Here is a 24,566-nt window from a genome sequence, read left to right as displayed (position 1 = left end):
AGTCTGTGGCACGGGGCGTCCCCGTGGGCGCACCCACTGTACGTTCTATGCCTGAGCGCAGGCTCTGAACTGCGAGACCATAGGATAAGTACCTGTGACTCCTGCTGACCTTGCCGAACTCCTGCGCGCGACTGCCGCGGAGGTCCTCACCTCGCGCGAGCTGGACGTGTCCGTGCTGCCCGCGACGCTTGCCGTCGAACGCCCGCGAAACCCGGAACACGGCGACTACGCGACCAACGTGGCAATGCAGGTGGGCAAGAAAGCGGGCGTCAACCCGCGCGACCTGGCGACCTGGCTGGCCGAGGCGTTGACCGCGGCCGACGGCATCGAGACCGCCGAGGTGGCCGGCCCCGGATTCCTCAACATCCGCCTGGCCGCCGCCGCGCAGGGTGCGATCGTGGCGAAGGTGCTCGCCGCGGGCGACGCCTACGGCGCCTCGACCGCGCAGACCGGCCGACGGGTCAACCTGGAGTTCGTCTCCGCCAACCCCACCGGACCGATCCACCTCGGTGGCACCCGCTGGGCCGCGGTCGGCGACGCACTCGGCCGGATCCTCGCGGCGCAGGGTGCGGACGTCACCCGCGAGTACTACTTCAACGACCACGGTGCGCAGATCGACCGGTACGCGCGTTCGCTGATCGCCGCGGCCAAGGGCGAGCCCGCACCGGAGGACGGCTACGCCGGGGCCTACATCGCGGACATCGCCGCGGAGGTGCTGCGGCAGCGTCCCGACGCGCTCGCACTGACCGACGACGAGCAGCAGGAGGTCTTCCGGTCCATCGGCGTCGCGCTGATGTTCGACCACATCAAGCGGACCCTGCACGAGTTCGGCACCGACTTCGACGTCTACTTCCACGAGAACTCGCTGTTCGAGTCGGGTGCCGTGGAGAAGGCCGTCACCACGCTCAAGACCAGCGGCAACCTCTACGAGGAGGACGGCGCCTGGTGGCTCAAGAGCACCGACTTCGGTGACGACAAGGACCGCGTCGTCATCAAGTCCGACGGCAACGCCGCCTACATCGCCGGCGACATCGCGTACTTCCAGGACAAGCGTTCGCGCGGATTCGACCTGTGCATCTACATGCTCGGCGCCGACCATCACGGCTACATCGGCCGGCTCAAGGCCGCGGCCGCGGCGTTCGGTGACGACCCGGACACCGTCGAGGTGCTGATCGGGCAGATGGTGAACCTGGTGCGCGACGGCGTCGCGGTGAAGATGAGCAAGCGGGCCGGCACCGTGATCACCCTCGACGACCTCGTCGAGGCGATCGGCGTCGACGCCGCCCGGTACGCGATGATCCGCTCCTCGGTGGACTCGAGCCTCGACATCGACCTCGAGCTGTGGGCGAGCACGACGAGCGAGAATCCCGTCTACTACGTGCAGTACGCACACGCGCGACTCGCCTCGCTGGCCCGAAACGCCGCGGAACTCGGCCTGGCCACCGACAATCCCAAGTTGGAACTGTTGACCCACGACAGGGAGGGCGAGCTCATCCGAACCATCGGCGACTTCCCGAAGGTCGTGTCCGCCGCCGCTGACCTGCGTGAACCGCACCGAATCGCCCGCTACCTCGAGGAGCTGGCCGGTGCCTACCACCGTTTCTACTCCGAGTGCCGGGTGCTGCCGCAGGGCGACGAGGTCGCCGGCGAGCTGAACACCGCGCGCCTGGCCCTGTGCAGTGCCACCCGTCAGTCCCTCGCCAACGGCCTCGGCCTGCTCGGCGTCAGCGCCCCGGAGCGGATGTGAGCACGCATCCCGCCGGCGTGCGGCACGCCGAAATCCCGCACGCGCCGGGCCTGCCGCCGCGTCCCGTCGAGCCGGGGGAGATGACCGACCTGCCCGAGGCCGTGTGGCCGCGCGGTGCCAGCCGCGGCGAGGACGGTGTGGTCCGGCTCGCCGGGGTGGCGGTCACCGAGCTCGCGGAGGAGTACGGCACGCCGCTGTTCGTGATCGACGAGGACGACTTCCGGTCCCGCTGTCGCGACATGGCCCGGGCCTTCGGTTCCGCCGACCGTGTGCACTACGCGTCGAAGGCCTTCCTGTGCGGCGAGATCGCCCGCTGGGTCGCCGACGAGGGGCTGTCGATGGACGTCGCGTCCGGCGGCGAGCTGATGGTCTCGCTGCACGCGGGTTTCCCGGCCGAACGAATCACCATGCACGGCAACAACAAGTCCGTCTCCGAGCTGCGGTCCGCGGTCTCCGCCGGGGTGGGGCACGTGGTGGTGGACTCGATGCAGGAGATCGGCCGCCTCGACGCCGTCGCCGGCGAACTCGGTGCGGTCCAGGACGTCCTGATCCGCGTCACGGTGGGCGTCGAGGCGCACACCCACGAGTTCATCGCGACCGCGCACGAGGACCAGAAGTTCGGCTTCTCGCTCTCCGGCGGCGCGGCGATGGACGCCGTGCGCGCGGTGTTCGCCGCGGCCAACCTGCGACTCGTCGGTCTGCACAGCCACATCGGCTCGCAGATCTTCGAGGTCGACGGTTTCGAACTCGCCGCGCACCGGGTGATCGGGCTGCTCCGCGAGATGGAGAACGAGTTCGGCGCGGAGCGCTGCGCCCAGGTCACGATCGTCGACCTCGGTGGTGGACTGGGCATCTCGTACCTGCCGAGCGACAACCCGCCCCCCGTGGACGAGCTGGCGGCGAAGCTGACCAGGATCGTCGCGGACCAGTCCGCCGCCGCGGGGCTGTCCGCGCCGACCCTGATGGTCGAGCCCGGCCGCGCGATCGCCGGACCCGGCACGGTGACCCTCTACGAGGTGGGCACCATCAAGGACGTCCGGTTGGACGGCAACGCGACTCGTCGCTACGTGAGCGTGGACGGCGGGATGAGCGACAACATCCGGACCTCGCTCTACCAGGCCGAGTACGACGCCCGGCTGGTCTCGCGGGAGAGCTCGGCCGAGCCGGTCGTCGCGCGGGTGGTGGGGAAGCACTGCGAGAGCGGTGACATCGTCATCCGTGACACCTGGATGCCGGAGGACGTGGGCGCGGGAGATCTCCTTGCCGTCGCCGCCACTGGCGCATACTGCTACTCGATGTCCAGCCGCTACAACCTGTTGACCCGGCCTGCAGTGGTCGCGGTCCGTGACGGCGAGTCCCGACTCGTCTTGCGCAGGGAGACAGTGGAAGATCTGCTCAGCTTGGAGGTTAGGCAACATGACTGAACCGAACGGCGCCGCAACGATCGGCGTGGCGGTCCTCGGCCTCGGCAACGTGGGCAGTGAGGTCGTACGGATTCTGCGCGACCACGCCCGCGAGCTCGAGTCCCGTGTAGGCGCCCCGGTGGTGCTGCGCGGCATCGCGGTCCGCAGCGTCGAGGGTGACCGTGGGGTCCCTGCCGAGCTGTTGACCACGGATGCCGACTCGCTCGTCGCCCGCGACGACGTCGACATCGTCGTCGAGGTGATCGGCGGCATCGAGGTGCCCCGCAAGCTGATCCTGGCCGCGCTCAACGCGGGCAAGTCCGTGGTGACCGCGAACAAGGCGCTGCTGGCCGACTACACCGGCGAACTGGCCGAGGCCGCGGAGAAGCAGCGGGCCGACCTGTACTTCGAGGCCGCGGTCGCGGGCGCGATCCCGGTGATCCGGCCGCTGACCCAGTCGCTGGCCGGCGACCGCGTCAACAAGGTCGCCGGAATCGTCAACGGCACCACCAACTTCATCCTCTCCGCAATGGACGAGACCGGCGCCGACTACGCCGACACGCTCGCCGAGGCGGGCCGGCTCGGCTACGCGGAGGCGGACCCGACCGCCGACGTCGAGGGCTTCGACGCGGCGGCCAAGGCTGCCATTCTCGCCTCGATCGCGTTCCACACCCGCGTCACCGCGGCCGACGTCTACCGCGAGGGCATCTCGAAGATCACGTCGGCGGACCTCGAGGCGGCCAAGTCGCTGGGGTGCACCGTCAAGCTGCTCTCGATCTGTGAGCGCATCACCAACGAGGCAGGCGAGGAGCGCATCTCGGCGCGCGTCTACCCGGCACTGGTGCCGAACGACCATCCGCTGGCCTCGGTGAACGGTGCGTTCAACGCGGTGGTCGTGGAGGCCGAGGCGGCGGGCCGCCTGATGTTCTACGGTCAGGGTGCGGGCGGTTCGCCGACCGCGTCGGCCGTGATGGGCGACCTGGTGATGGCGGCTCGCAACAAGGTGCACGGCGGCCGTGGCCCCCGCGAGTCGAAGTACGCCGACCTCAAGATCGCGCCCATCGGCGAGATCCCCACCCGTTACTACGTCAACATGGAGGTCGCGGACCGTGCCGGCGTGCTCTCGGCCGTCGCGGCCGAGTTCGCCAAGCACGACGTCAGCATCTCCACGGTGCGGCAGGAGGGCGCCGGCAACGGTGCCCGGCTGATCGTCGTCACCCACTGGGCCAGCGACGCAGACCTGTCGGAAACCGTTGCCGCCCTTGCCAAGCTCGAATTCGTCACCGCAGTCACCAGCGTTCTCCGATTGGAAGGTTCCAGTGAATAGCCCCCGCCAGCACACGCCCGTCCACACCCCCTGGCCCGGACTGATCGAGGCGTACCGGGACCGGCTCGCCATCGGCCCGAACTGGAAGACGATCACGCTGCGGGAGGGCGGCACCCCGCTGCTGCCCGCCGGGTACCTCTCGGAGCTCACCGGGTGCGACGTGTACCTCAAGGTCGAGGGGCTCAACCCCACCGGCTCGTTCAAGGACCGTGGCATGACCATGGCTGTCACCGATGCGCTCGCCCGTGGCCAGAAGGCCGTGCTCTGCGCGTCGACCGGCAACACGTCCGCCTCGGCCGCCGCCTACGCGGCGGTCGCGAAGATGACCTGTGCGGTGCTGGTGCCGCAGGGCAAGATCGCGATGGGCAAGCTGGCCCAGGCCGTCATGCACGGCGCCAAGATCATCCAGGTCGAGGGCAACTTCGACGACTGCCTGGAGCTGGCACGCAAGACCACCGCCGAGTTCCCGACCATCGGCCTGGTCAACTCGGTGAACCCGGTCCGCATCGAGGGGCAGAAGACCGCGGCGTTCGAGATCTGCGACGCGCTCGGCAAGGCGCCCGACGTGCACGCGCTGCCCGTCGGCAACGCCGGCAACATCACCGCGTACTGGCGCGGCTACTCCGAGTACTACGCCGACGGCATCACCTCGGTGCGTCCGCGGATGCTCGGTGTGCAGGCCGCCGGTGCCGCCCCGTTGGTCCACGGTGCCCCGGTCAAGGACCCGGAGACCATCGCCACCGCGATCCGGATCGGTTCGCCCGCCTCGTGGGACGGTGCGGTCAACGCCAAGGAGCAGTCCGGCGGCGCGTTCCGGGCGGCCACCGACGAGGAGATCCTCGAGGCGTACCGGCTGATCGCCCGCACCGAGGGCGTCTTCGTCGAGCCCGCCTCCGCGGCGTCCGTGGCCGGCCTGCTGGCCGCGCGCAAGGAGGGCTGGCTGGACTCCGGCCTGACCGTGGTGTGCACCGTGACCGGCAACGGCCTCAAGGACCCCGACACGGCGCTGGCGGGAATGCCTGCCGTGCAGCCCATCCCGGTCGACCCGGTGGCGGTGGCCGCGGCGCTCGAGCTGGTCTAGTGGCCACTTCGCGGATCGAAGAGGGCGTAGTGACTCAGACATTGCCGGCGGGGTTGACCGTCACGGCGCGGGTACCCGCGTCGACGGCCAACCTCGGCCCCGGATTCGACACCCTGGGCATGGCGCTGGGCTTCTACGACGAGATCACGGTGACGACGACCGCGGCCGGCCTGACGGTTCGGGTCGAGGGCGAGGGTGCCGAGGACGTGCCATGGGGCCCCTCGCACCTCGTGGTGCGGGCGATCGAGCGTGGCCTCGAGGTCGCAGGCGTCTGGGCCGGCGGCCTGGACGTGGTCTGCCGCAACGTGATTCCGCACTCTCGTGGACTCGGGTCGTCTGCGTCCGCGGCCGTCGGCGGGCTCGCCGCGGCCAACGGGCTGGTGTCCCTCCTCGATCCCGCGTTGGCGCTGACCGCCGCGCAGTTGGTGCAGCTGTCCTCCGAGTTCGAGGGGCATCCGGACAATGCATCGGCCAGCGTGCTCGGCGGCGCCGTGGTCTCGTGGTCCGAGGCGCCGACGGTTGCCGACGGCCCGCAGCAGTACTTCGCCGCACGCCTCGAGGTGCACCCGGACATTCGGATCGTGGCACTGGTGCCGTCCGAGCATTCGTCCACCGCGCACACCCGAGGGATGCTGCCGGAGCAGGTCCCGCACGCCGACGCCGCCTTCAACGTGAGCCGGGCGGCGCTCGCCGTGGTCGCTCTCACCGAGCGTCCCGACCTGCTGATGAGTGCGACCGAGGACCGGTTGCACCAGCGGCAGCGGGCCACGGCGCTGCCGGTCACGACCCGGTGGATCGCCACGCTGCGTGAGCACGGCATCGCCGCGGTGGTCTCCGGTGCCGGGCCGACCGTACTGGCCCTGACCACCGCGGCGCTGCCCGACGAACTGCGCCGGCGTGCGGAGGCGGAGGGGCTGCGCGTGCTCGATCTCGAGGTTTCGGACGGCGTGCAGGTTCACTGACCGGACCGCTCGGCAGGTCGTCGATCGTGGCGGTGGGCACACCGGCAGGGTGGGACCTTGCCGTGCATCCAGTTCGCGGCTATTGTGGGGATCGTCCGCCCATCGTGCGCGTCAGTCGCCGGTGCTCTACCAGGGCAATCAACTCCCGAATTCCGGAGCTCTCCGAATAACGGAAGCGTCGAATTAAGGGTGCGCGTTCCTGGCTTGGTCCTCTCGCGAATCTCTCTGCGGTGATGGATCGGAAAATGTGCCTGCATGCGGGCCCACGGGGGCGGACGAGCCGAAAGTTCCATCCAGCGAACACGTCCGGCACATCCGGGTTCAGTGTATGAACTGAACTTCGGGACGAACCCTCGACTTTGCGACGCGCGAGCGAGGGAAGGAAAGGATCTCCGTGACCGATACGGACCTGATCGCTCCTCCTGCGCTCGATTCTGCGGCTTCCGCCGTGACGAGTGAGACGAGCGGTTCACAGACTTCAGATTCGGCCCCTGCCGTGGCCGCCGCAACCAAGCGTGCCGATGCGCGCCGCGGTGCGGGCCTGTCCGGAATGGTGCTCGCCGAACTGCGCGGGCTCGCCGGCGAACTCGGCATCAAGGGCACCTCCGGCATGCGCAAGGGCGACCTGATCGCGGCCATCAAGGACCGTCAGGGCGGTGCCCCGGCGGCGAACAAGGCCGCCAAGACCGTGGTCGAGGCACCCGCGGTTGCAGCCGTCGCGACCGAGGCCCCGGCCAAGGTCGAGGCGCCGGCCGCTACTCAGTCGCCCGCCGCCGCCCAGGCTCCGGCCGCCGTGTCCGCGCCGACTCAGGCTCCGGATTCGGCTCGCGCCGAGGGCGAGCAGTCCGGCGAGGGCGAGCAGGGCGGTCGTCGTGGCCGTCAGCGTCGCGGCGCCTCCCGGGCCGCCGGTTCCGCCGAGCAGGGTGAGAACGCCTCGACCGGCACCGAGCAGCAGGGCAGCGAGTCCCAGCAGGGTGAGCGCGGCGAGCGCAACCGTCGCGACCGCAACCAGGGTGACCGCAGCCAGGGTGACCGCAGCCAGGGTGACCGCAGCCAGGGCGACCGCAACCAGGGCGACCGCAACCAGGGCGATCGCAACCAGGGCGATCGCAACCAGGGCGATCGCAACCAGGGCGATCGCAACCAGGGCGACCGTAGCCAGGGCGACCGTAGCCAGGGCGACCGCAACCAGGGCAACAACGGCCCGCGTGGTGACCGCAACGACCGCGGCGGCGAGGACGACGGAGAAGGTCGCGGCCGTCGGGGTCGGCGCTTCCGCGAGCGTCGTCGTGGGCGTGACCGCGGCGAGGGTGGCGGCGCGGACAACCGCGAGCGCGAGCCCGAGATCCGTGAGGACGACGTCCTGCAGCCGGTCGCCGGCATCCTCGACGTGCTGGACAACTACGCCTTCGTGCGTACCTCCGGTTACCTGGCCGGTCCGAACGACGTCTACGTGTCGATGAACTTGATCCGCAAGAACGGGCTCCGGCGCGGTGACGCCATCACCGGTGCCGTCCGCGTTCCCCGCGAGGGCGAGGCCCCGGGTAGCAGCCAGCGTCAGAAGTTCAACCCGCTGGTCCGAATCGACTCCGTCAACGGTGGCGACGTGGAGGCGGCGAAGCGTCGCCCCGAGTTCGGCAAGCTCACCCCGCTGTACCCGAACCAGCGGCTGCGGCTCGAGACCACGCCGAACATCCTCACCACCCGCGTCATCGACCTGGTGATGCCGATCGGCAAGGGCCAGCGTGCCCTGATCGTCAGCCCGCCGAAGGCCGGTAAGACCAGCGTCCTGCAGGCGATCGCGAACGCCATCGCGACCAACAACCCTGAGTGCTACCTCATGGTCGTCCTGGTCGACGAGCGTCCCGAAGAGGTCACCGACATGCAGCGGAGCGTGAAGGGTGAGGTCATCGCCTCCACCTTCGACCGGCCGCCGGGAGACCACACCTCGGTCGCCGAGCTTGCGATCGAGCGGGCCAAGCGCCTGGTCGAGGAGGGCAAGGACGTCGTCGTGCTGCTCGACTCGATCACCCGACTGGGGCGTGCGTACAACAACTCGTCGCCCGCCTCGGGACGCATCCTCTCCGGTGGTGTCGACTCGACCGCGCTGTACCCGCCGAAGCGTTTCCTCGGTGCGGCCCGCAACATCGAGAACGGCGGCTCGCTGACGATCATCGCCACCGCCATGGTGGAGACCGGCTCGACCGGCGACACGGTGATCTTCGAGGAGTTCAAGGGCACCGGCAACGCCGAGCTCAAGCTGGACCGCAAGATCGCCGAGCGCCGGGTGTTCCCCGCGGTCGACGTCAATCCGTCCGGTACCCGTAAGGACGAGCTGCTGCTCAGCCCCGACGAGGCCGCGGTGCTGCACAAGCTGCGCCGGGTGCTGTCCGGTCTGGACTCGCACCAGGCGATCGACCTGCTCATCGACCGGCTCAAGAAGACCAAGAGCAACGTCGAGTTTCTGATGCAGGTCTCCAAGACCGCGCCGGGAGCCATGGGCGACGACTAGTCGTCGGGAACAGATGTTGTGCCAGGGCCGTTTAGGACAACATAGGCGGCTCTGGCACAATGAGACCTCGCGTCTCACGGCATCCGCCGAGTGCACGGCAAAACCATGTCCGGTTCCGGTTCACGTCCTCGAGTGGCGAGGGCGACCCGGCGACCACCGAAAGGGACACCATGAAGGCAGGAATTCACCCCAACTACGTGGCGACCACCGTCGTCTGCGGTTGCGGTAACACGTTCGAGACCCACAGCACCAAGGAGACCGGACGGATCAACGTCGAGGTCTGCTCGCAGTGCCACCCGTTCTACACCGGCAAGCAGAAGATCCTCGACACCGGTGGACGCGTCGCGCGCTTCGAGGCTCGCTACGGCAAGCGCGCCGGCAAGAAGGCCGACGCCGACAGCTAGCTTCACTGCCGACGCCCGTCCTGTGTTCATTCACAGGCCGGGCGTCGGTTTTTTTGTGCGGTACCGCGGGGAGTGCGCACACTTGGGGTACCTGGAACGACCGGCGCGTGCGCGACACGCAAGAACAGGCATGACACGCGACTAGTCCGTGCCACGCGAGAAGACTGAGAGCGGAGCGAACCATGGCGGGCAACACCCAGCCGTCGGCCATCGACGACATCCTGGCCGAACACGCCGGCCTCGAGCAGCAGTTGTCGGATCCGGCGCTGCACAACGACCCCGCCGCCGCGCGCCGGGTGGGCAAGCGGTTCGCCGAACTCGCCCCCGTGATGGCGACGCTCACCAAGCTGCAGTCGGCCCGCGAGGACCTCGAGGCCGCCCGCGAACTGGCCGCCGACGACTCCAGCTTCGCCGCCGAGCTGCCCGAGCTGGAGGCCACGGTCGCCGAGCTCGACGTCGCACTGACGGACCTGCTCGCCCCCCGCGACCCGCACGACGGCGACGACGTGGTGCTCGAGGTCAAGTCGGGGGAGGGCGGCGAGGAATCCGCACTGTTCGCCTCCGACCTGGCCCGGATGTACGTCCGGTACGCCGAGCGGCACGGCTGGCGGGTGGAGGTGCTCGACGCCACCATCTCGGATCTCGGCGGTTACAAGGACGCGACCATCTCGATCAAGTCGAAGGGCGACACCCGGGACGGCGTCTGGGCCCGGCTCAAGTTCGAGGGCGGCGTGCACCGCGTCCAGCGGGTTCCCGTGACCGAGTCCCAGGGTCGTGTGCACACCTCCGCCGCCGGCGTGCTCATCTACCCCGAGCCCGATGAGGTCGAGGAGGTGCAGATCGACGAGACCGATCTGCGCATCGACGTGTACCGCTCGTCCGGCAAGGGCGGGCAGGGCGTCAACACCACCGACTCCGCGGTCCGGATCACCCACCTGCCCACCGGCATCGTCGTGACCTGCCAGAACGAGCGTTCGCAGCTGCAGAACAAGGCGCGCGCGATGCAGGTGCTCGCTGCCCGGCTGCAGGCCGCGGCCGAGGAGGCCGCCGCGGACGAGGCCTCCGCCGGACGCCAGAGCCAGGTCCGCACCGTCGACCGCTCCGAGCGCATCCGCACCTACAACTACCCGGAGAACCGGATCACCGACCACCGGATCGGGTTCAAGGCACACAACCTGGACGCGGTGCTCGACGGCGATCTCGACGCGCTGCTCGACGCGCTCGGCAAGTCGGACCGAGAGGCCAGGCTCGCGGCGGAGTGACTCGCCGCGGCCGGTCCACCGGCCCGGTCAGTCGCCGGGCCCCTCGGGCTCGTCGGGCTCGATCTTGTGGTTGTCGGCGTGCGTGAGCGACTGGACCGGGGCGATGCCTCCCGCGCAGAGCAGGGGGGTCGGCTGCACATCGATCAGTTTCGCGGAGGCCGGCCCGGGAGCCGCCAGGACGGCCGCGCCGCCGAGTGCCGCGGCGGCGACCGTGCGGGCGATGAATCTTGACTCGTACACAAGAGTTCCTCTCCATTGTCCCGACCAGCGGACCGTATCGAGGTTTGCGGCGGTCCGCCCGCTTCGTCAGACGGTCCACGTGGTTCGTGACCTGTACGTGTCTGCTTCGTGACGGCGTGGCAGGCTGACCGCGTGAGCCGTCAACCCCTGCGCCTAGCGATCCTCGAAGCCACCCGTCTCCTCGAGGAGGCGGGCGTGCACAGCCCACGCATCGACGCGGAACTTCTCGCGGCCCACGTGGTGGGCGTCGAGCGGGGCCGACTGGGCCTGGTGCCGCTCGTCGACGCCGAGGTGATCGAGGAGTACAGGGCGCTGGTCGCCCGTCGTGCCGAGCGAATTCCGTTGCAGCACATCACCGGTGTGGCCTCGATGGGTGAGATCGACCTGCAGGTGGGGCCCGGGGTGTTCGTGCCGCGGCCGGAGACGGAGCTGCTGCTGGCCTGGGCGCTGGCCGTCCTGGAGGGCACCGCCGGCGAGCGTCCGGTGGTCCTGGACCTGTGCACCGGCTCCGGTGCGCTGGCGTTGGCGCTGGCCCATGCGCGTCCGGACGCGGTGGTTCACGCCGTGGAGCTCGACCCCGGCGCGTTGGCCTGGGCGCGGCGCAACGCCGATACCCGCGCCCGGGACGGCGACACCCCGATCACCCTGCACCAGGGCGACGTGACGGACCGCGGCCTGCTCACCGAACTGGAGGGACGGGTGGACGTGGTGGTGTCCAACCCCCCGTACATCCCGTCCGGCGCGCAACTGGACGTGGAGGTGGCCGAGCACGACCCGGCCCTCGCGTTGTTCGGCGGTCCGGACGGGCTGTCGGTCATCACCCCGATGGTCGCCAACATCGCGCGCTGGCTGCGCATCGGCGGCGCGCTCGCCATCGAACACGACGACACCAATGGCGCCCAGGTCGCGGCCATGCTGGCCGAGCGTCGGGTGTTCGGCGACGTCGCAGAGCATTCCGACCTCGCGGGCAAGCCGCGATTCGTGGTGGCCCGCCGGGTCGCGACCGAGACCGAGGCGGCGCGCGCCCGCTGAAGTGGGCCGTAAAACCGGGCACCGAAGGCCCCGGCATGGTGGGGTCGGTCGGGCCGCAATCGCGCGGATGGAAGGATGACGATGTGAGCACTGTGTACGACTGCCGGCAAACCGATTCGCGCGAGGCGGGCATCACCGCCGCCACCAACGCGCTCAAGGCAGGGCGTCTGGTGGTGGTCCCCACCGACACCCTCTACGGACTGGCCGCCAACGCCTTCGACGGCGAGGCCGTGACCAGCCTGCTGCGCGCCAAGGGACGTGGCCGCGACATGCCGGTGCCGGTCCTGGTGGGCTCGTGGAACACCATCGACGGGCTGGTCTTCAACGTCCGTCCGCAGGCGCGTGAGCTCATCCGCGCCTTCTGGCCCGGCGGGCTGAGTCTGGTTGTGCAACAGGCACCCTCGCTGGCCTGGGACCTGGGGGACACCCGGGGCACCGTGATGCTCCGGATGCCGCTGCACCCGGTTGCCATCGAACTGCTCCGCGAGGTGGGACCGCTCGCGGTCTCCAGCGCCAACATCTCCGGTCACGCACCGTCGACCACGGTGGAGCAGGCGCGTGACCAGCTCGGCGCGGCGGCCAGCGTGTACCTGGACGGGGGACCGGCCGAACACGCGGTGGCGTCGACGATCGTGGACCTGACCGCGGACGAGCCCCGGATCCTGCGGGAGGGCGCGGTGCCGTCGGCCGCCGTCGCCGAGGTGCTCGGCGTGCCGGTGGAGTCCCTGGTCGGCGGGGGCGCGGCGGGATGACGGCGACGCATCTGCGGGTACCGTCGTCGACGTGATCGCCGCCGATACCGTACTTCTGGCCGGATCGGCGTTCGAGGCGCAGTCCAATCGCGGCGCCGGCGTGCCGCTGCGGGAACTGATGCTGGTGCTGTTCACCGCGGCCGTGGTCACCTTCCTCGCCACCGGCGCCGTGCGGCTGTTCGCGATCCGGTTCGGCGCGGTCGCGGTCCCACGCGATCGCGACGTGCACGTCACGCCGACACCGCGGCTCGGCGGGATCGGCATGTACCTCGGGTTCGCGGTCGCGCTGCTCTTCGCGCAGCAACTGCCCGCCCTGGCCAGGGGATTCGAGTACAACACGCAGGACATCCCGGCCGCGCTGGTGTCGGGCCTGCTGATCGTGCTGGTCGGCGTCGTCGACGACCGCTGGGGCCTCGACGCCCTCACCAAGTTCGTCGGCCAGGTCACCGCCGCGGGCGTGCTGGTGGTGATGGGGGTCAGCTGGTTCGCGCTGTACCTGCCCTGGGGCGGCACCACGCTGATCCTCGACCAACTCCAGGCCGGACTGTTCACCGTGCTGGTCGCGGTGGTGATGATCAACGCGATGAACTTCGTCGACGGCCTGGACGGCCTCGCCGCGGGACTGGGCCTGATCTCCTCGGTGGCGATCTGCGTGTTCTCCGTCGGGCTGTTGCACGAGCAGGGCGGCGACGTGAGCGCGTACCCGCCGGCAATGCTCGCGGCCGCGCTGGCCGGTGCCTGCCTCGGCTTCCTCCCGCACAACTTCCAACCGGCCCGCATCTTCATGGGCGACTCCGGTTCGATGCTGATCGGCCTGATGCTCGCCGCGATCTCGACCAGTGCGTCCGGGCGGATCTCGCTCAACGCCTACGGTTCTCGCGACATCCTGGGCCTGCTCACCCCGCTGCTGCTGGTGGGTGCGGTGATGTTCATCCCGGTCCTGGACCTGCTGCTGGCGGTGATTCGTCGCACCATGGCCGGTCGCAGTCCGTTCAGTCCGGACAAGATGCACCTGCACCACCGCCTGCTGCAGATCGGGCACTCGCATCGGCGGGTCGTCCTGCTCATCTACTTGTGGGTGGGTGTGCTGGCGTTCGGTGCGGTGGGATCGGCTCTGATCGACCGCCGGTTGGTGGTGCTGCTGCTCGCCGGCGGACTGGTGTTCGCGCTGGTGGTCACGGCCGTCCCCTCGCTGCGGGTGCAGCAGGACCACGGACGGGATCGGGACCGGCAGGCGTAGCCAGCTAGGCTTGGACCGTGACTTTTTCTCCGAACCCCGTGCCCGACCAGTCCGCCCCGCTCCGCGCCGCGGTGCGGTACGGCATCTTCGGCCTGATCGCCCTTGCGGTGGTCGGGTCGATCGTGGCGAGCCTGGTCGCCGGCTGGGCCGGGCTGTGGGGTGCGCTCATCGGCGTCGCGGTCGGCGGAGGCTTCGTGCTCTGCACCGCGCTCGCGGTCCTGTTCACCGAGAAGCTCCCGCCGGCCACCTCGGGTGCGGTCCTGCTGGGCAGCTGGCTGCTCAAGATGATCCTGGCGGTCCTGGTGCTGGGCATCCTCAAGGGGATGGATTTCTACAGCAAGGGTGCGCTGGTCATCGTCATGGTGCTGGCCCTGATCATCGTCCTCGGCGCCGAGACCTACGGGCTGCTCAAGATCAAGGTGCCGTACGTCGTGCCCGTCTCGGAGGAGCCCGATTCCGACGGGAAGTAGTACGACAGCCTGTAGTAATTTGTTTTGCGGGGACCCTGTCTACACAACGTCGTAGATGTCTTGATAGGGTCATGCCCAAGCGAGGGTAGGAACGACGCAAATCTCGCAATTCCGCGTCGTCCCGCAACCGCACAGGTGGCCCCGATCGACGGTTTCGCATGTTGGAGTTCGACATGACCGGAGCGTCGTGGGGTGGTCGCCGAGTCGACGACAGTCCGCCGACACCGACAGACGCACGGGCCCTGGAACGGGCTCACAGCTGCTGACGAATACGCGAGCCGACCTTGTCGACTTGTTTCGTCAATGTCCGATCGAACCGCAGGCGATGCCGCCTGCGGCCACGACTACGGGAGAGACCGCTGAGCGTCACGACCCTGGCCGCGGAGTTCCATCCGCCGTCACTTGCAGACTTCTTCCCTCCCGCTGTGCTGTTCGAAGGGACCCCCTTCGAGCTCGACCGACTGATGCTGATCCGCATCCTCATGTCGGTCGTGCTGCTCGCCTTCTTCGCGATCGCGATGCGCAGCCCGCGGCTGATCCCGCGCGGTGTCCAGAACGTGGCCGAGATGGGGCTCGCCTTCGTCAAGAACACGATCGCCGACGAGGTGCTCGGCAAGGAGCAGGGCAAGCGGTTCCTGCCCGTCCTGGCGACCATCTTCTTCACGGTTCTGTTCCTGAACGCGTCCAGCATCATTCCGGTGCTCAACATCTCGTCGAATGCCCGCGTCGGCATGCCGATCGTGCTGGCAGCGCTCGCGTACATCACCTTCAACTACGTCGGTATCAAGAAGTACGGCTTCTTCAAGTACATCAAGAGCAGCATCGTCGTCCCCGGCGTGCCGCTGCCGCTGCACTTCATCCTGATCCCGATCGAGTTCATCTCGACCTTCGTCCTGCGGCCGTTCACGCTCACCGTGCGACTCATGGCCAACATGTTGGCCGGCCACATCATGCTCGTGCTGTTCTTCAGCGCCACCCAGTTCTTCTTCTTCGAGGCTGCGGCCGGAATGAAGATCTTCGGTGTGTTCTCGCTGGCAGCCGGCTTCGGATTCACCCTCTTCGAGATGCTGGTGATCTTCCTGCAGGCGTACGTTTTCGCCCTGCTGACCGCCGTGTACATCGACCTGGCGCTCCACGCCGACTCGCACTGACCGACCTACACAAAAACCTGACCCAACGCCGATCCCGGCGGTGGGCAACAGAAAGGGAACGGAACACCACATGAGCCTCTCGTACCTGGCACAGGCCGCGGTTGAGCAGACCACCACGGGCAAGGGCTACGGAGCCATCGGCTACGGTCTCGCCGCGATCGGCCCCGGCATCGGCGTGGGCATCGTGGTCGGTAAGGCCATCGAGGGCATCGCGCGTCAGCCCGAGCTCGCCGGCCAGATCCGTACCAACATGTTCCTCGGTATTGCATTCACCGAGGCCCTCGCGCTGATCGGCCTCGTCGCCGGCTTCATTTTCTGATCTCGACATGTCGAACATTGCACTGATCGCAGCCTCGGAGGGGGAGGTCATCAATCCCCTCCTCCCCGAGACTTACGACATCGTGTGGTCGACGGTCTGCATCGTCATCATCGGTCTTGCCTTCTGGAAGTTCATCCTTCCGAAGTTCCAGCAGGTGCTGGCCGAGCGCAGCGACCAGATCGAAGGCGGCATCAAGCGTGCCGAAGAGGCCCAGGCCGAGGCCAAGGAGACGCTGGAGCAGTACCGCGCCCAGCTCGCCGAGGCTCGTACCGAGGCAGCGGCCATCCGCGAGGATGCCCGCACCCAGGGTCAGCAGATCATCGCCGAGATGAAGGTCCAGGCACAGGAGGAAAGCGACCGCATCGTCGCCGCCGGCAGCAGCCAGCTCGCCGCGCAGCGTCAGCAGATCGTGGCCGAACTGCGCAGCGATCTCGGCCGCACCGCGGTCGACCTCGCCGAGAAGGTCATCGGAGAGTCGCTCTCCGACGATGTCAAGCGGGCCGGCACGATCGACCGTTTCCTCAGTGAACTGGACACCGTCAGCGCGAACTCCGCAGCCGGAAAGTGAGCACCATGTACGCAGCAAGCCGTGAGGCGCTGGCTCATACGAGGAGCGTCCTGAATTCAGCGCTGGCCGGAGTCTCGGCCGGCGCGGCGACTGCGGCTGCGGCACAGACCGGCGCAGAGCTGTTCACGGCGGTCGAGATCCTCGACGGCCAGCGCACGCTGCGCGCCGCACTGGCCGATCCGTCGGCCCCCGTGGCTGTGCGGCAGGGGCTGGCCGAGCAGGTGTTCTCGGCGAAGGTTTCCGCCGAGACGCTGGCGACTCTGAAGGCTGCGGCGGGCCAGGACTGGTCCAGCTCCGCCGACCTTCGGAACTCGCTGGTGCTGCTGGGACGGGAGTCGCTGCTTCGCGCGGCCGACGACCAGAACCAGCTGGACACCGTCGAGGACGAGCTCTTCCGGCTCGGTCGCATCGTCGCGGGTAACCCCGCGCTCGAGCAGGCCCTGTCCGATCGGGCCCGGCCTACTGCGGCCAAGCGCGAGCTGCTGTCGAAGTTGCTGTACGGCAAGGTCACCGCGGTGACCGAGGCGCTGGCCATCCAGGCAGCCGGTCGACTGCGCACCGCCCCGGCGGACGCATTCAACGAGCTGGCCGAGCTGGCCGCGGCCCGACGTGACAAGGCCGTTGCGCATGTGCGCAGCGCCTCGCCGCTGTCGAGCGCACAGGTGGAGCGGCTTGCCGCGACCCTGACCCGGACCTACGGGAAGCCGGTCACCGTGCACGTGGAGGTCGACCCCGAGCTCCTCAGCGGTCTCGTGGTTCGCGTGGGCGACGAGGTCATCGACGGTAGCGCGGCGGGACGACTCGCGACGCTGCGCAAGAACCTCAAGTAGTCCGGCGCTGCGCCTCGCAGCACCAACCTCCAGATCAATTCGAAGACCAGATACCGAGAGCAGGAAGAACATGGCGGAGCTGACGATCTCCTCCGACGAGATCCGTAGCGCGATCGACAACTACACCGCGAGCTACTCCCCGGAGGCCTCCCGCGAGGAGGTCGGAGCGGTGTCCGACACCAGTGACGGCATTGCGCACGTCACCGGCCTGCCTTCGGCAATGGCCAACGAACTGCTGGAGTTCCCCGGCGGCGTCCTCGGCGTGGCACTGAACCTGGATGCCACCGAGATCGGTGCCGTCATCCTGGGTGACTACGAGCACATCGCGGAGGGCCAGCAGGTCAAGCGCACCGGCGACGTGCTGTCCGTGCCGGTGGGCGATGCGTTCCTCGGACGCGTCGTGAACCCGCTGGGCCAGCCCATCGACGGCCTCGGCGAGATCGAGACCACCGAGACCCGCGCGCTGGAGCTGCAGGCCGCGTCCGTGCTGGAGCGCCAGCCGGTCGAGGAGCCGCTGCAGACCGGCATCAAGGCCATCGACGCGATGACCCCGATCGGCCGTGGCCAGCGCCAGCTGGTGATCGGCGACCGTAAGACCGGCAAGACCGCGGTCTGCGTCGACGCCATCCTGAACCAGAAGGCCAACTGGGCGACCGGCGACCCGAAGCAGCAGGTTCGCTGCATCTACGTCGCCATCGGTCAGAAGGGCTCCACCATCGCCGGCGTCAAGCAGGCGCTCGAGGAGCAGGGCGCGATGGAGTACACCACCATCGTCGCCGCCCCGGCCTCCGACTCCGCCGGCTTCAAGTGGCTCGCGCCGTACACCGGTTCGGCCATCGGCCAGCACTGGATGTACCAGGGCAAGCACGTCCTGGTCGTGTTCGACGACCTGACCAAGCAGGCCGAGGCGTACCGCGCCATCTCGCTGCTGCTGCGTCGCCCGCCGGGCCGCGAGGCGTACCCGGGTGACGTCTTCTACTTGCACTCCCGTCTGCTGGAGCGCTCGGCGAAGCTGTCCGACGCCCTCGGTGGTGGCTCGCTCACCGCGCTGCCGATCATCGAGACCAAGGCCAACGACGTCTCGGCCTACATCCCGACCAACGTCATCTCCATCACCGACGGTCAGGTGTTCCTCGAGTCCGACCTGTTCAACAAGGGCATCCGCCCCGCGATCAACGTCGGTATCTCGGTCTCCCGAGTCGGTGGCGCCGCGCAGACCAAGGGCATGAAGAAGGTCTCCGGTTCGCTGCGTCTGGAGCTCGCACAGTTCCGTGAGCTGGAGGCGTTCTCCGCCTTCGCCTCCGACCTGGACGACGCCTCCAAGGCCCAGCTCGAGCGCGGCCAGCGTCTGGTCGAGCTGCTCAAGCAGGACCAGTACTCCCCGATTGCCGTCGAGGACCAGATCATCTCGATCTACCTCGCGGGCGAGGGTGTCTTCGACTCCGTGCCGGTCGGCGATGTTCGCCGGTTCGAGGCGGAGCTGCTCGAGGACCTGCACCGCAACGCGGCCGGCGTCTACGAGGCGATCAAGGGCGGCAAGGCTCTCGACGCGGACTCGACCAAGGCCCTCGTGGCGGCGACCGACAAGTTCAAGCAGGGCTTCCTGGCGTCGGACGGCAGCCGCGTGGTCAACGAGGCAGAGGCCAGCGCACTGGGTGCCGACGAGGTCAGCCAGGAGCAGGTTTCCGTCACGCGCAAGCACGTCACCAAGTGAGCGTGACTGCCGTGTCCTCGACTTGTGGGAAGGGAGTGTGACTGAGTAGATGGCAAGCCTGCGCGAACTGCGCTCACGTATCAAGTCAGTCAACTCGACCAAGAAGATCACCAAGGCGCAGGAGCTGATCGCTACCTCCCGCATCACCAAGGCGCAGACTCGGGTCGCGGCTTCCAAGCCGTACGCCGAGGAGATCACCAAGGTGCTCTCCGCGCTGGCGAGTGCCTCGGGATCGCTCGACCACCCGTTGCTCAACGAGCGGGCGAACCCGAAGCGTGCGGCCGTGCTCGTGGTCACCAGTGACCGCGGCATGTGTGGCGGCTACAACTCCAACGTCCTCAAGGAGGCCGAGGAGCTGTTCGCGCTGCTGCGCAGCGAGGGCAAGGAGCCGGTGCTGTACGTGCTCGGCGCGAAGGGTCTGACGTACTACACCTTCCGCGACCGGGACCTGAAGGGTTCGTGGACCGGGTTCTCGCAGGACCCGGGCTACGCGGACGCCGCACGGGCGAGCCGTCACCTGGTCGAGCTGTTCATGGCCGGCTCGGGCAACGAGGTTCCGGCGTACAACGGCGAGGGCACCATCGAGGGCGTCGACGAGCTTCACATCGTCTACACCCGCTTTGTGTCGATGCTCACCCAGACGCCGGAGGTTCGGCGGATGGCTCCGCTCGAGGTGGCGTACCAGGACGAGAACTTCGAGCTCGGCGAGGACATGCTCACCGACTCGAACGGTGCTCATCCCACCGCGCAGTACGACTTCGAGCCCGAAGCGGGTGTGTTGCTGTCGGCGCTGCTGCCGAAGTACATCAACACCCGCATCTACTCCTCGCTGCTCGAAGCCGCGGCGTCGGAGTCGGCGTCACGTCGGACCGCTATGAAGGCGGCCACGGACAACGCCAACGAGCTGGTGAACACCCTGAGCCGTCAGGCAAACCAGGTGCGCCAGGCCCAGATCACCCAGGAAATCAGCGAGATCGTCGGTGGCGCGAATGCGCTCGCCTCGAGCGCAGGAAGTGACTAGACACATGACCGCAGCAGTAACCCAAACCAACGCGAACGGTGCGGCAACCGCCGGCCGAGTCGTGCGGGTCATCGGTCCCGTTGTGGACGTTGAGTTCCCGCGCGGCGCCGTTCCCGCACTGTTCAACGCCCTGAACGCAGAGGTCACTCTGCCGACGGTCGCGAAGACGCTGACCCTCGAGGTGGCACAGCACCTGGGCGACAACCTGGTGCGCACCGTCTCGATGCAGCCCACCGACGGCCTGGTGCGCGGCACCGCGGTCGTCGACTCCGGCAAGCCGATCTCGGTTCCCGTCGGCGACGTCGTCAAGGGCCACGTGTTCAACGCCCTCGGTGACTGCCTCGACACCCCGGGCCTCGGTCGCGACGGCGAGCAGTGGGGCATCCACCGCAAGCCCCCCGCCTTCGACCAGCTCGAGGGCAAGACCGAGATCCTCGAGACCGGCATCAAGGTCATCGACCTGCTGACCCCGTACGTCAAGGGCGGCAAGATCGGTCTGTTCGGTGGTGCCGGTGTCGGCAAGACCGTTCTGATCCAGGAGATGATCACCCGTATCGCCCGCGAGTTCTCCGGCACCTCGGTGTTCGCAGGCGTCGGTGAGCGGACCCGTGAGGGCACCGACCTCCACCTCGAGATGGAAGAGATGGGCGTCCTCCAGGACACCGCCCTTGTCTTCGGCCAGATGGACGAGCCGCCGGGAACGCGTATGCGCGTCGCCCTGTCGGCACTGACCATGGCGGAGTACTTCCGCGATGTGCAGAACCAGGACGTGTTGCTCTTCATCGACAACATCTTCCGGTTCACCCAGGCCGGTTCCGAGGTCTCGACCCTGCTGGGTCGTATGCCTTCGGCCGTGGGTTACCAGCCGACCCTCGCGGACGAGATGGGTGAGCTCCAGGAGCGCATCACCTCGACCCGTGGCCGCTCGATCACCTCGCTGCAGGCGATCTACGTGCCCGCCGACGACTACACCGACCCGGCACCGGCGACCACCTTCGCGCACCTCGATGCGACCACCGAGCTCTCGCGTCCGATTTCGCAGATGGGTATCTACCCCGCTGTGGACCCGCTGACGTCGACCTCGCGCATCCTCGAGCCCGGCATTGTCGGCGTGGAGCACTTCCGCGTCGCCAACGAGGTCAAGCGGATCCTGCAGAAGTACAAGGAACTGCAGGACATCATCGCCATTCTGGGTATGGACGAGCTGCAGGAAGAGGACAAGATCCTCGTCGGCCGCGCGCGCCGCATCCAGAAGTTCCTCGGTCAGAACTTCATCGTCGCCGAGAAGTTCACCGGCGAGGCCGGCTCCGTGGTGCCGCTCGCGGACACCATCGAGGCGTTCGACCGTGTCTGCAAGGGCGAGTTCGACCACCTGCCCGAGCAGGCGTTCAACAGCTGCGGTGGACTCGACGACGTCGAGGCCGCTGCCAAGAAGATCGCAGGGAAGTAGTCGACCATGGCTGAGATGACCGTTGAGCTCGTCGCCGTCGAGCGGCGTCTGTGGTCGGGCACGGCGACGCTCGTCAGCGCCCAGACCACCGAGGGCGAGATCGGCATCATGTACGGACATGAGCCGGTCCTCGGTCAGCTGGTCGAGGCGGGTGTCGTCGCCATCACCACCGGCGAGGGCGACCGCGTCGTCGCCGCGGTGCACGGTGGCTTCCTCTCCGTGACCGGCACCTCGGTGACGATCCTGGCCGAGTCCGCGGACTTTGCCGGCGACATCGACGTGGAGGCCGCCAAGGCAGTGCTCGCGGAGACGCAGGACGACCTCGAAGCGATCGCGATCGCCAAGGGGCGCCTGCGCGCCGTCGAGCGGGCCTGACCCGGTAGACACAGACAGCCGCGACGAGCAGGGCCACGGGCAGTGACAATCGGAGTGACAGTTCTCTTCGTTCTGGTTGTCCTGCTCGGGGCGCTCGTCGCGGCTTTCGTGTATCGACTGAGCGTTCTGCGCCGCGGCGGGACCGCGGCGATTCTCCGGGTGACACCCGCCGCGGCCGGGCACGGCTGGCGGCACGGCGTCATCCGGTACGGCGAGAACAGTCTCGTCTTCCTCAAGCTGTCGAGCCTGCGGCCCGGCCCGGACATCCGGTTGGACCGTCAGGGCATCGAGCTGGGGGAGCGGCGCGGTCCCCGCGAGACCGAGTACGACATCATGACCGACGAGATCCTGATCCTGTCGGTGGTCGACGGCGAGCGCAGCTACGAGGTCGCCCTCGACCGCGGTGCGCTCACCGCCTTCCTCTCCTGGGTGGAGTCGCGCCCGGACGGCCGCTCCATGCGCGGCCGGCCCGCCTGACGCCGACGAAACAAGAACCCCGACCGAATTCCGGTCGGGGTTCTCTTGTGTGTGGGGGCAGGCGCCCGGGTGGGCAGGTGCCGGTGCGGTCAGGCGTCGGAATCGGTTCCGCCCGCACCCGGCTGCCACAGCACGTCGCCGTCCGGATTGGCCACCCGACCGAGGATGAACAGCAGGTCCGAGAGCCGGTTGAGATACTTCGCCGGCAGCACACTGGTGTCGGCGGGGCTGGCATCGACCGCTGCCCAGGCCGCCCGCTCCGCCCGCCGCGTCACCGTCCGGGCGACATGCAACTGCGCCGCCAGCACGGTGCCGCCCGGGAGGATGAACGAGTTCAGCGGGGCCAGCGGCTCGTTGAACTCGTCGCACCAGGCCTCGAGCCGCTCGACGTAGGCCGGGGTCACCCGCAGCGGCGGGTACTTCGGATCCTCGACCACCGGAGTGGACAGGTCCGCGCCGGCATCGAACAGGTCGTTCTGGATCTGGCGGAGCACCGACGTGATCTGCGGACTCGGTTCGCCGAGCGCGAGTGCCACGCCGATGCATGCGTTGGCCTCGTCGCAGTCGGCGTAGGCGATCAGTCGCGGGTCGTTCTTCGAGACCCGGGAGAAGTCGCTGAGTCCCGTCGTGCCGTCGTCGCCGGTGCGGGTGTAAATGCGGGTGAGGTGGACTGCCATGCCGTCACGGTACCGGCGTGGCATCCGGCGCCGGGGGACCTGACTAGGCTGTCGAACTGTGAGTGAACGCTTTCTTGTCACCGGTGGCAACAGACTGACCGGTGAGGTCTCGGTGGGTGGCGCGAAGAACAGCGTGCTCAAGTTGATGGCCGCGGCCCTGCTGGCCGAGGGCACCACCGTCATCACCAACTGCCCCGACATCCTCGACGTGCCGTACATGGCCGAGGTCCTGCGCGGACTGGGCTGCGACGTCGAACTCGACGGCGACACGGTGCGGATCACGACGCCCGCCGAACCGAAGTTCCACGCCGACTTCCCGGCGGTGACGCAGTTCCGGGCCTCGGTCTGTGTGCTCGGGCCGCTGGTGGCACGGTGCCGGCGTGCGGTGGTGGCGTTGCCGGGCGGCGACGCGATCGGGTCACGCCCGCTCGACATGCACCAGACCGGATTGGCACTGCTCGGCGCGCGCAGCGAGATCCAGCACGGCTGCCTCGTCGCGGAGGCCGACGACCTGCACGGTGCGCAGATCCGGCTGGCGTTCCCGTCTGTCGGCGCCACCGAGAACATCCTGATGGCGGCGGTCCTGGCCAAGGGCGAGACGGTGATCGACAACGCCGCGCGCGAGCCCGAGATCGTCGACCTGTGCAACATGCTGGTGCGGATGGGCGCCCGGATCGAGGGCGCCGGTTCGTCGACCCTGACCATTCAGGGGGTGCGCCGGCTGGAGCCGACGACGCACCGGGTGATCGGCGACCGGATCGTCGCCGCGACCTGGGGGATCGCCGCTGCGATGACGCGGGGCGACGTCCGGGTGCGCGGGGTGAACCCGAAGCACCTGTCGCTGGTGCTGGACAAGCTGCGTGCGGCCGGCGCCGAGGTGACACCCGAGGCCGACGGTTTCCGGGTGGTCCAGGAGTCGCGGCCGAAGGCGGTCAACTTCGCGACCTTGCCGTTCCCCGGATTCCCCACCGACCTGCAGCCGATGGCGATCGGCCTGGCCGCGGTCGCGGACGGGACGTCGATGATCACCGAGAACGTCTTCGAGGCCCGGTTCCGGTTCGTGGAGGAGATGATCCGCCTCGGTGCCGACGCCCGGACCGACGGACACCATGCCGTGGTCCGCGGGATCACCCGGTTGTCGAGTGCGCCGGTGTGGTCCTCGGACATCCGCGCAGGCGCGGGCCTGGTGCTCGCCGCCCTGGTCGCGGACGGAACCACCGAGGTCCACGACGTCTACCACATCGATCGCGGCTACCCGATGTTCGTCGAGAAGCTCTCGGCGCTCGGCGGCGACATCGTCCGGGTCACCGACGCCGGCTGACGGATTCGGTCCCGCCACCTGCACATGAACGAAGAAGGGCACCACCTCTCGCGGCTGCGAGCGGCGGTGCCCTTCTTGCATGCAGGGGCACTTGCAGGGGCCTCGGCGACAGGCCCACGGGGCAGGGTGGTCGGCGTCACACCGCCGGAATCTGCGGTTCAGAACGGAATTCGGACCGGCGGTCGGGCGCTGACCTGGAGCGATGCGGCCGGCCGATCCGCGTGACCTGGC

At 68.6% G+C, this 24,566-nt stretch carries 24 protein-coding genes; 22 read left to right on the top strand and 2 right to left on the bottom strand.

Going from position 1 to position 24,566, the window contains the following annotated elements; genetic code table 11:
- Positions 1 to 94: 94 nt before the first annotated feature.
- The 8 genes from argS (at position 95) to prfA (ending at position 10,698) form a co-directional block, all read left to right on the top strand.
- The gene (gene argS / locus RT2_RS19245; protein ID WP_072846413.1) at positions 95 to 1,747 is read left to right on the top strand and encodes an arginine--tRNA ligase; all 1,653 of its coding nucleotides are present in this window, start codon (positions 95 to 97) and stop codon (positions 1,745 to 1,747) included.
- Entirely contained in the window at positions 1,744 to 3,171 is a 1,428-nt protein-coding gene (gene lysA, locus RT2_RS19240) for a diaminopimelate decarboxylase (protein ID WP_072846412.1), read from the top strand. The genes argS and lysA overlap by 4 nt, the downstream gene beginning before the upstream one ends.
- Entirely contained in the window at positions 3,164 to 4,477 is a 1,314-nt protein-coding gene (locus tag RT2_RS19235; RefSeq protein WP_072846411.1) for a homoserine dehydrogenase, read from the top strand. Before lysA ends, RT2_RS19235 begins: the two co-directional genes overlap by 8 nt.
- Positions 4,470 to 5,558, top strand: coding sequence for a threonine synthase (gene thrC, locus RT2_RS19230; protein ID WP_072846410.1), 1,089 nt, complete (start codon positions 4,470 to 4,472; stop codon positions 5,556 to 5,558). The genes RT2_RS19235 and thrC overlap by 8 nt, the downstream gene beginning before the upstream one ends.
- Positions 5,559 to 5,587: 29 nt before the next feature.
- Positions 5,588 to 6,520 carry a homoserine kinase gene (gene thrB, locus RT2_RS19225; protein WP_072846409.1) on the top strand — a complete coding sequence of 311 codons (933 nt, stop codon included), beginning with the start codon at positions 5,588 to 5,590 and terminating at the stop codon, positions 6,518 to 6,520.
- A 394-nt stretch (positions 6,521 to 6,914) separates the two neighbouring features.
- Positions 6,915 to 9,032 carry a transcription termination factor Rho gene (gene rho / locus RT2_RS19220; RefSeq protein ID WP_072846408.1) on the top strand — a complete coding sequence of 706 codons (2,118 nt, stop codon included), beginning with the start codon at positions 6,915 to 6,917 and terminating at the stop codon, positions 9,030 to 9,032.
- A gap of 170 nt (positions 9,033 to 9,202) precedes the next feature.
- The gene (gene rpmE, locus RT2_RS19215) at positions 9,203 to 9,436 is read left to right on the top strand and encodes a 50S ribosomal protein L31 (protein ID WP_072846407.1); all 234 of its coding nucleotides are present in this window, start codon (positions 9,203 to 9,205) and stop codon (positions 9,434 to 9,436) included.
- A 182-nt stretch (positions 9,437 to 9,618) separates the two neighbouring features.
- Positions 9,619 to 10,698 (top strand): peptide chain release factor 1, encoded by a 1,080-nt coding sequence (gene prfA, locus RT2_RS19210; protein WP_072846406.1) that lies wholly within the window; start codon positions 9,619 to 9,621, stop codon positions 10,696 to 10,698.
- Between the two features lie 27 nt (positions 10,699 to 10,725).
- On the opposite strand, the gene RT2_RS19205 is transcribed toward prfA, so the two are convergent.
- Entirely contained in the window at positions 10,726 to 10,938 is a 213-nt protein-coding gene (locus RT2_RS19205) for a hypothetical protein (RefSeq protein ID WP_072846405.1), read from the bottom strand.
- 132 nt (positions 10,939 to 11,070) lie between these two features.
- Here RT2_RS19205 and prmC point away from each other — a divergent pair, with 132 nt between their 5' ends.
- The 13 genes from prmC to RT2_RS19135 all read left to right on the top strand — a co-directional run bounded on the left by prmC (position 11,071) and on the right by RT2_RS19135 (position 22,337).
- Complete coding sequence (gene prmC / locus RT2_RS19200; protein WP_072846404.1) at positions 11,071 to 11,970, top strand: peptide chain release factor N(5)-glutamine methyltransferase; 900 nt, start codon at positions 11,071 to 11,073, stop codon at positions 11,968 to 11,970.
- Positions 11,971 to 12,053: 83 nt separating this feature from the next.
- The gene (locus RT2_RS19195) at positions 12,054 to 12,722 is read left to right on the top strand and encodes an L-threonylcarbamoyladenylate synthase (RefSeq protein ID WP_072846467.1); all 669 of its coding nucleotides are present in this window, start codon (positions 12,054 to 12,056) and stop codon (positions 12,720 to 12,722) included.
- 118 nt (positions 12,723 to 12,840) lie between these two features.
- Positions 12,841 to 13,962: a glycosyltransferase family 4 protein gene (locus RT2_RS19190; protein ID WP_092776441.1), complete on the top strand. Its 1,122-nt coding sequence runs from the start codon at positions 12,841 to 12,843 to the stop codon at positions 13,960 to 13,962.
- Between the two features lie 17 nt (positions 13,963 to 13,979).
- Complete coding sequence (locus RT2_RS19185) at positions 13,980 to 14,432, top strand: Cg1360 family ATP-synthase-associated protein (protein WP_072846402.1); 453 nt, start codon at positions 13,980 to 13,982, stop codon at positions 14,430 to 14,432.
- A gap of 332 nt (positions 14,433 to 14,764) precedes the next feature.
- A complete protein-coding gene (gene atpB, locus RT2_RS19175) occupies positions 14,765 to 15,583 on the top strand; it encodes a F0F1 ATP synthase subunit A (RefSeq protein WP_483880101.1) in 819 nt (272 codons plus the stop codon).
- 70 nt (positions 15,584 to 15,653) lie between these two features.
- Positions 15,654 to 15,902 carry an ATP synthase F0 subunit C gene (locus tag RT2_RS19170; protein ID WP_072846400.1) on the top strand — a complete coding sequence of 83 codons (249 nt, stop codon included), beginning with the start codon at positions 15,654 to 15,656 and terminating at the stop codon, positions 15,900 to 15,902.
- A 7-nt stretch (positions 15,903 to 15,909) separates the two neighbouring features.
- The gene (locus RT2_RS19165; protein WP_072846399.1) at positions 15,910 to 16,470 is read left to right on the top strand and encodes a F0F1 ATP synthase subunit B; all 561 of its coding nucleotides are present in this window, start codon (positions 15,910 to 15,912) and stop codon (positions 16,468 to 16,470) included.
- Between the two features lie 5 nt (positions 16,471 to 16,475).
- Positions 16,476 to 17,300: a F0F1 ATP synthase subunit delta gene (locus RT2_RS19160; protein ID WP_072846465.1), complete on the top strand. Its 825-nt coding sequence runs from the start codon at positions 16,476 to 16,478 to the stop codon at positions 17,298 to 17,300.
- Positions 17,301 to 17,370: 70 nt separating this feature from the next.
- Positions 17,371 to 19,014 (top strand): F0F1 ATP synthase subunit alpha, encoded by a 1,644-nt coding sequence (gene atpA, locus RT2_RS19155; RefSeq protein WP_072846398.1) that lies wholly within the window; start codon positions 17,371 to 17,373, stop codon positions 19,012 to 19,014.
- A 49-nt stretch (positions 19,015 to 19,063) separates the two neighbouring features.
- Positions 19,064 to 20,035: a F0F1 ATP synthase subunit gamma gene (locus tag RT2_RS19150; RefSeq protein WP_072846397.1), complete on the top strand. Its 972-nt coding sequence runs from the start codon at positions 19,064 to 19,066 to the stop codon at positions 20,033 to 20,035.
- Between the two features lie 4 nt (positions 20,036 to 20,039).
- Positions 20,040 to 21,485: a F0F1 ATP synthase subunit beta gene (gene atpD, locus RT2_RS19145; protein ID WP_072846396.1), complete on the top strand. Its 1,446-nt coding sequence runs from the start codon at positions 20,040 to 20,042 to the stop codon at positions 21,483 to 21,485.
- A gap of 6 nt (positions 21,486 to 21,491) precedes the next feature.
- A complete protein-coding gene (locus RT2_RS19140; RefSeq protein WP_072846395.1) occupies positions 21,492 to 21,860 on the top strand; it encodes a F0F1 ATP synthase subunit epsilon in 369 nt (122 codons plus the stop codon).
- 54 nt (positions 21,861 to 21,914) lie between these two features.
- The gene (locus RT2_RS19135) at positions 21,915 to 22,337 is read left to right on the top strand and encodes a DUF2550 domain-containing protein (protein ID WP_245709530.1); all 423 of its coding nucleotides are present in this window, start codon (positions 21,915 to 21,917) and stop codon (positions 22,335 to 22,337) included.
- A gap of 89 nt (positions 22,338 to 22,426) precedes the next feature.
- Here RT2_RS19135 and RT2_RS19130 read toward each other — a convergent pair whose 3' ends face one another.
- Positions 22,427 to 23,014, bottom strand: a complete 588-nt coding sequence (locus RT2_RS19130; RefSeq protein ID WP_072846464.1) for a cob(I)yrinic acid a,c-diamide adenosyltransferase — start codon at positions 23,012 to 23,014, stop codon at positions 22,427 to 22,429.
- Positions 23,015 to 23,072: 58 nt separating this feature from the next.
- Between RT2_RS19130 and murA the strand changes: the two genes are divergently transcribed.
- On the top strand, positions 23,073 to 24,335 hold the full coding sequence (gene murA, locus RT2_RS19125; protein WP_072846393.1) for a UDP-N-acetylglucosamine 1-carboxyvinyltransferase: 1,263 nt from the start codon (positions 23,073 to 23,075) through the stop codon (positions 24,333 to 24,335).
- The last annotated feature ends 231 nt before the right edge of the window (positions 24,336 to 24,566 follow it).

The sequence above is a fragment of the Rhodococcus tukisamuensis NBRC 100609 genome (assembly GCF_001894985.1).
GTDB lineage: Bacteria > Actinomycetota > Actinomycetes > Mycobacteriales > Mycobacteriaceae > Rhodococcus_G > Rhodococcus_G tukisamuensis.
Note: the sequence above shows the minus strand (reverse complement) of the source record. Positions and strands in the feature narration are given on the sequence as shown.

Bases quoted from the DNA above. Each gene is read 5' to 3' on its own strand.
- RT2_RS19235 (WP_072846411.1), top strand. From the start codon at position 3,164: ATGACTGAACCGAACGGCGCCGCAACGATCGGCGTGGCGGTCCTCGGC.
- rpmE (WP_072846407.1), top strand. From the start codon at position 9,203: ATGAAGGCAGGAATTCACCCCAACTACGTGGCGACCACCGTCGTCTGC.
- prfA (WP_072846406.1), top strand. From the start codon at position 9,619: ATGGCGGGCAACACCCAGCCGTCGGCCATCGACGACATCCTGGCCGAA.
- RT2_RS19190 (WP_092776441.1), top strand. From the start codon at position 12,841: ATGCTGGTGCTGTTCACCGCGGCCGTGGTCACCTTCCTCGCCACCGGC.
- RT2_RS19170 (WP_072846400.1), top strand. From the start codon at position 15,654: ATGAGCCTCTCGTACCTGGCACAGGCCGCGGTTGAGCAGACCACCACG.
- RT2_RS19165 (WP_072846399.1), top strand. From the start codon at position 15,910: ATGTCGAACATTGCACTGATCGCAGCCTCGGAGGGGGAGGTCATCAAT.
- RT2_RS19160 (WP_072846465.1), top strand. From the start codon at position 16,476: ATGTACGCAGCAAGCCGTGAGGCGCTGGCTCATACGAGGAGCGTCCTG.
- atpA (WP_072846398.1), top strand. From the start codon at position 17,371: ATGGCGGAGCTGACGATCTCCTCCGACGAGATCCGTAGCGCGATCGAC.
- RT2_RS19150 (WP_072846397.1), top strand. From the start codon at position 19,064: ATGGCAAGCCTGCGCGAACTGCGCTCACGTATCAAGTCAGTCAACTCG.
- atpD (WP_072846396.1), top strand. From the start codon at position 20,040: ATGACCGCAGCAGTAACCCAAACCAACGCGAACGGTGCGGCAACCGCC.
- RT2_RS19140 (WP_072846395.1), top strand. From the start codon at position 21,492: ATGGCTGAGATGACCGTTGAGCTCGTCGCCGTCGAGCGGCGTCTGTGG.
- RT2_RS19130 (WP_072846464.1), bottom strand. From the start codon at position 23,014: ATGGCAGTCCACCTCACCCGCATTTACACCCGCACCGGCGACGACGGC.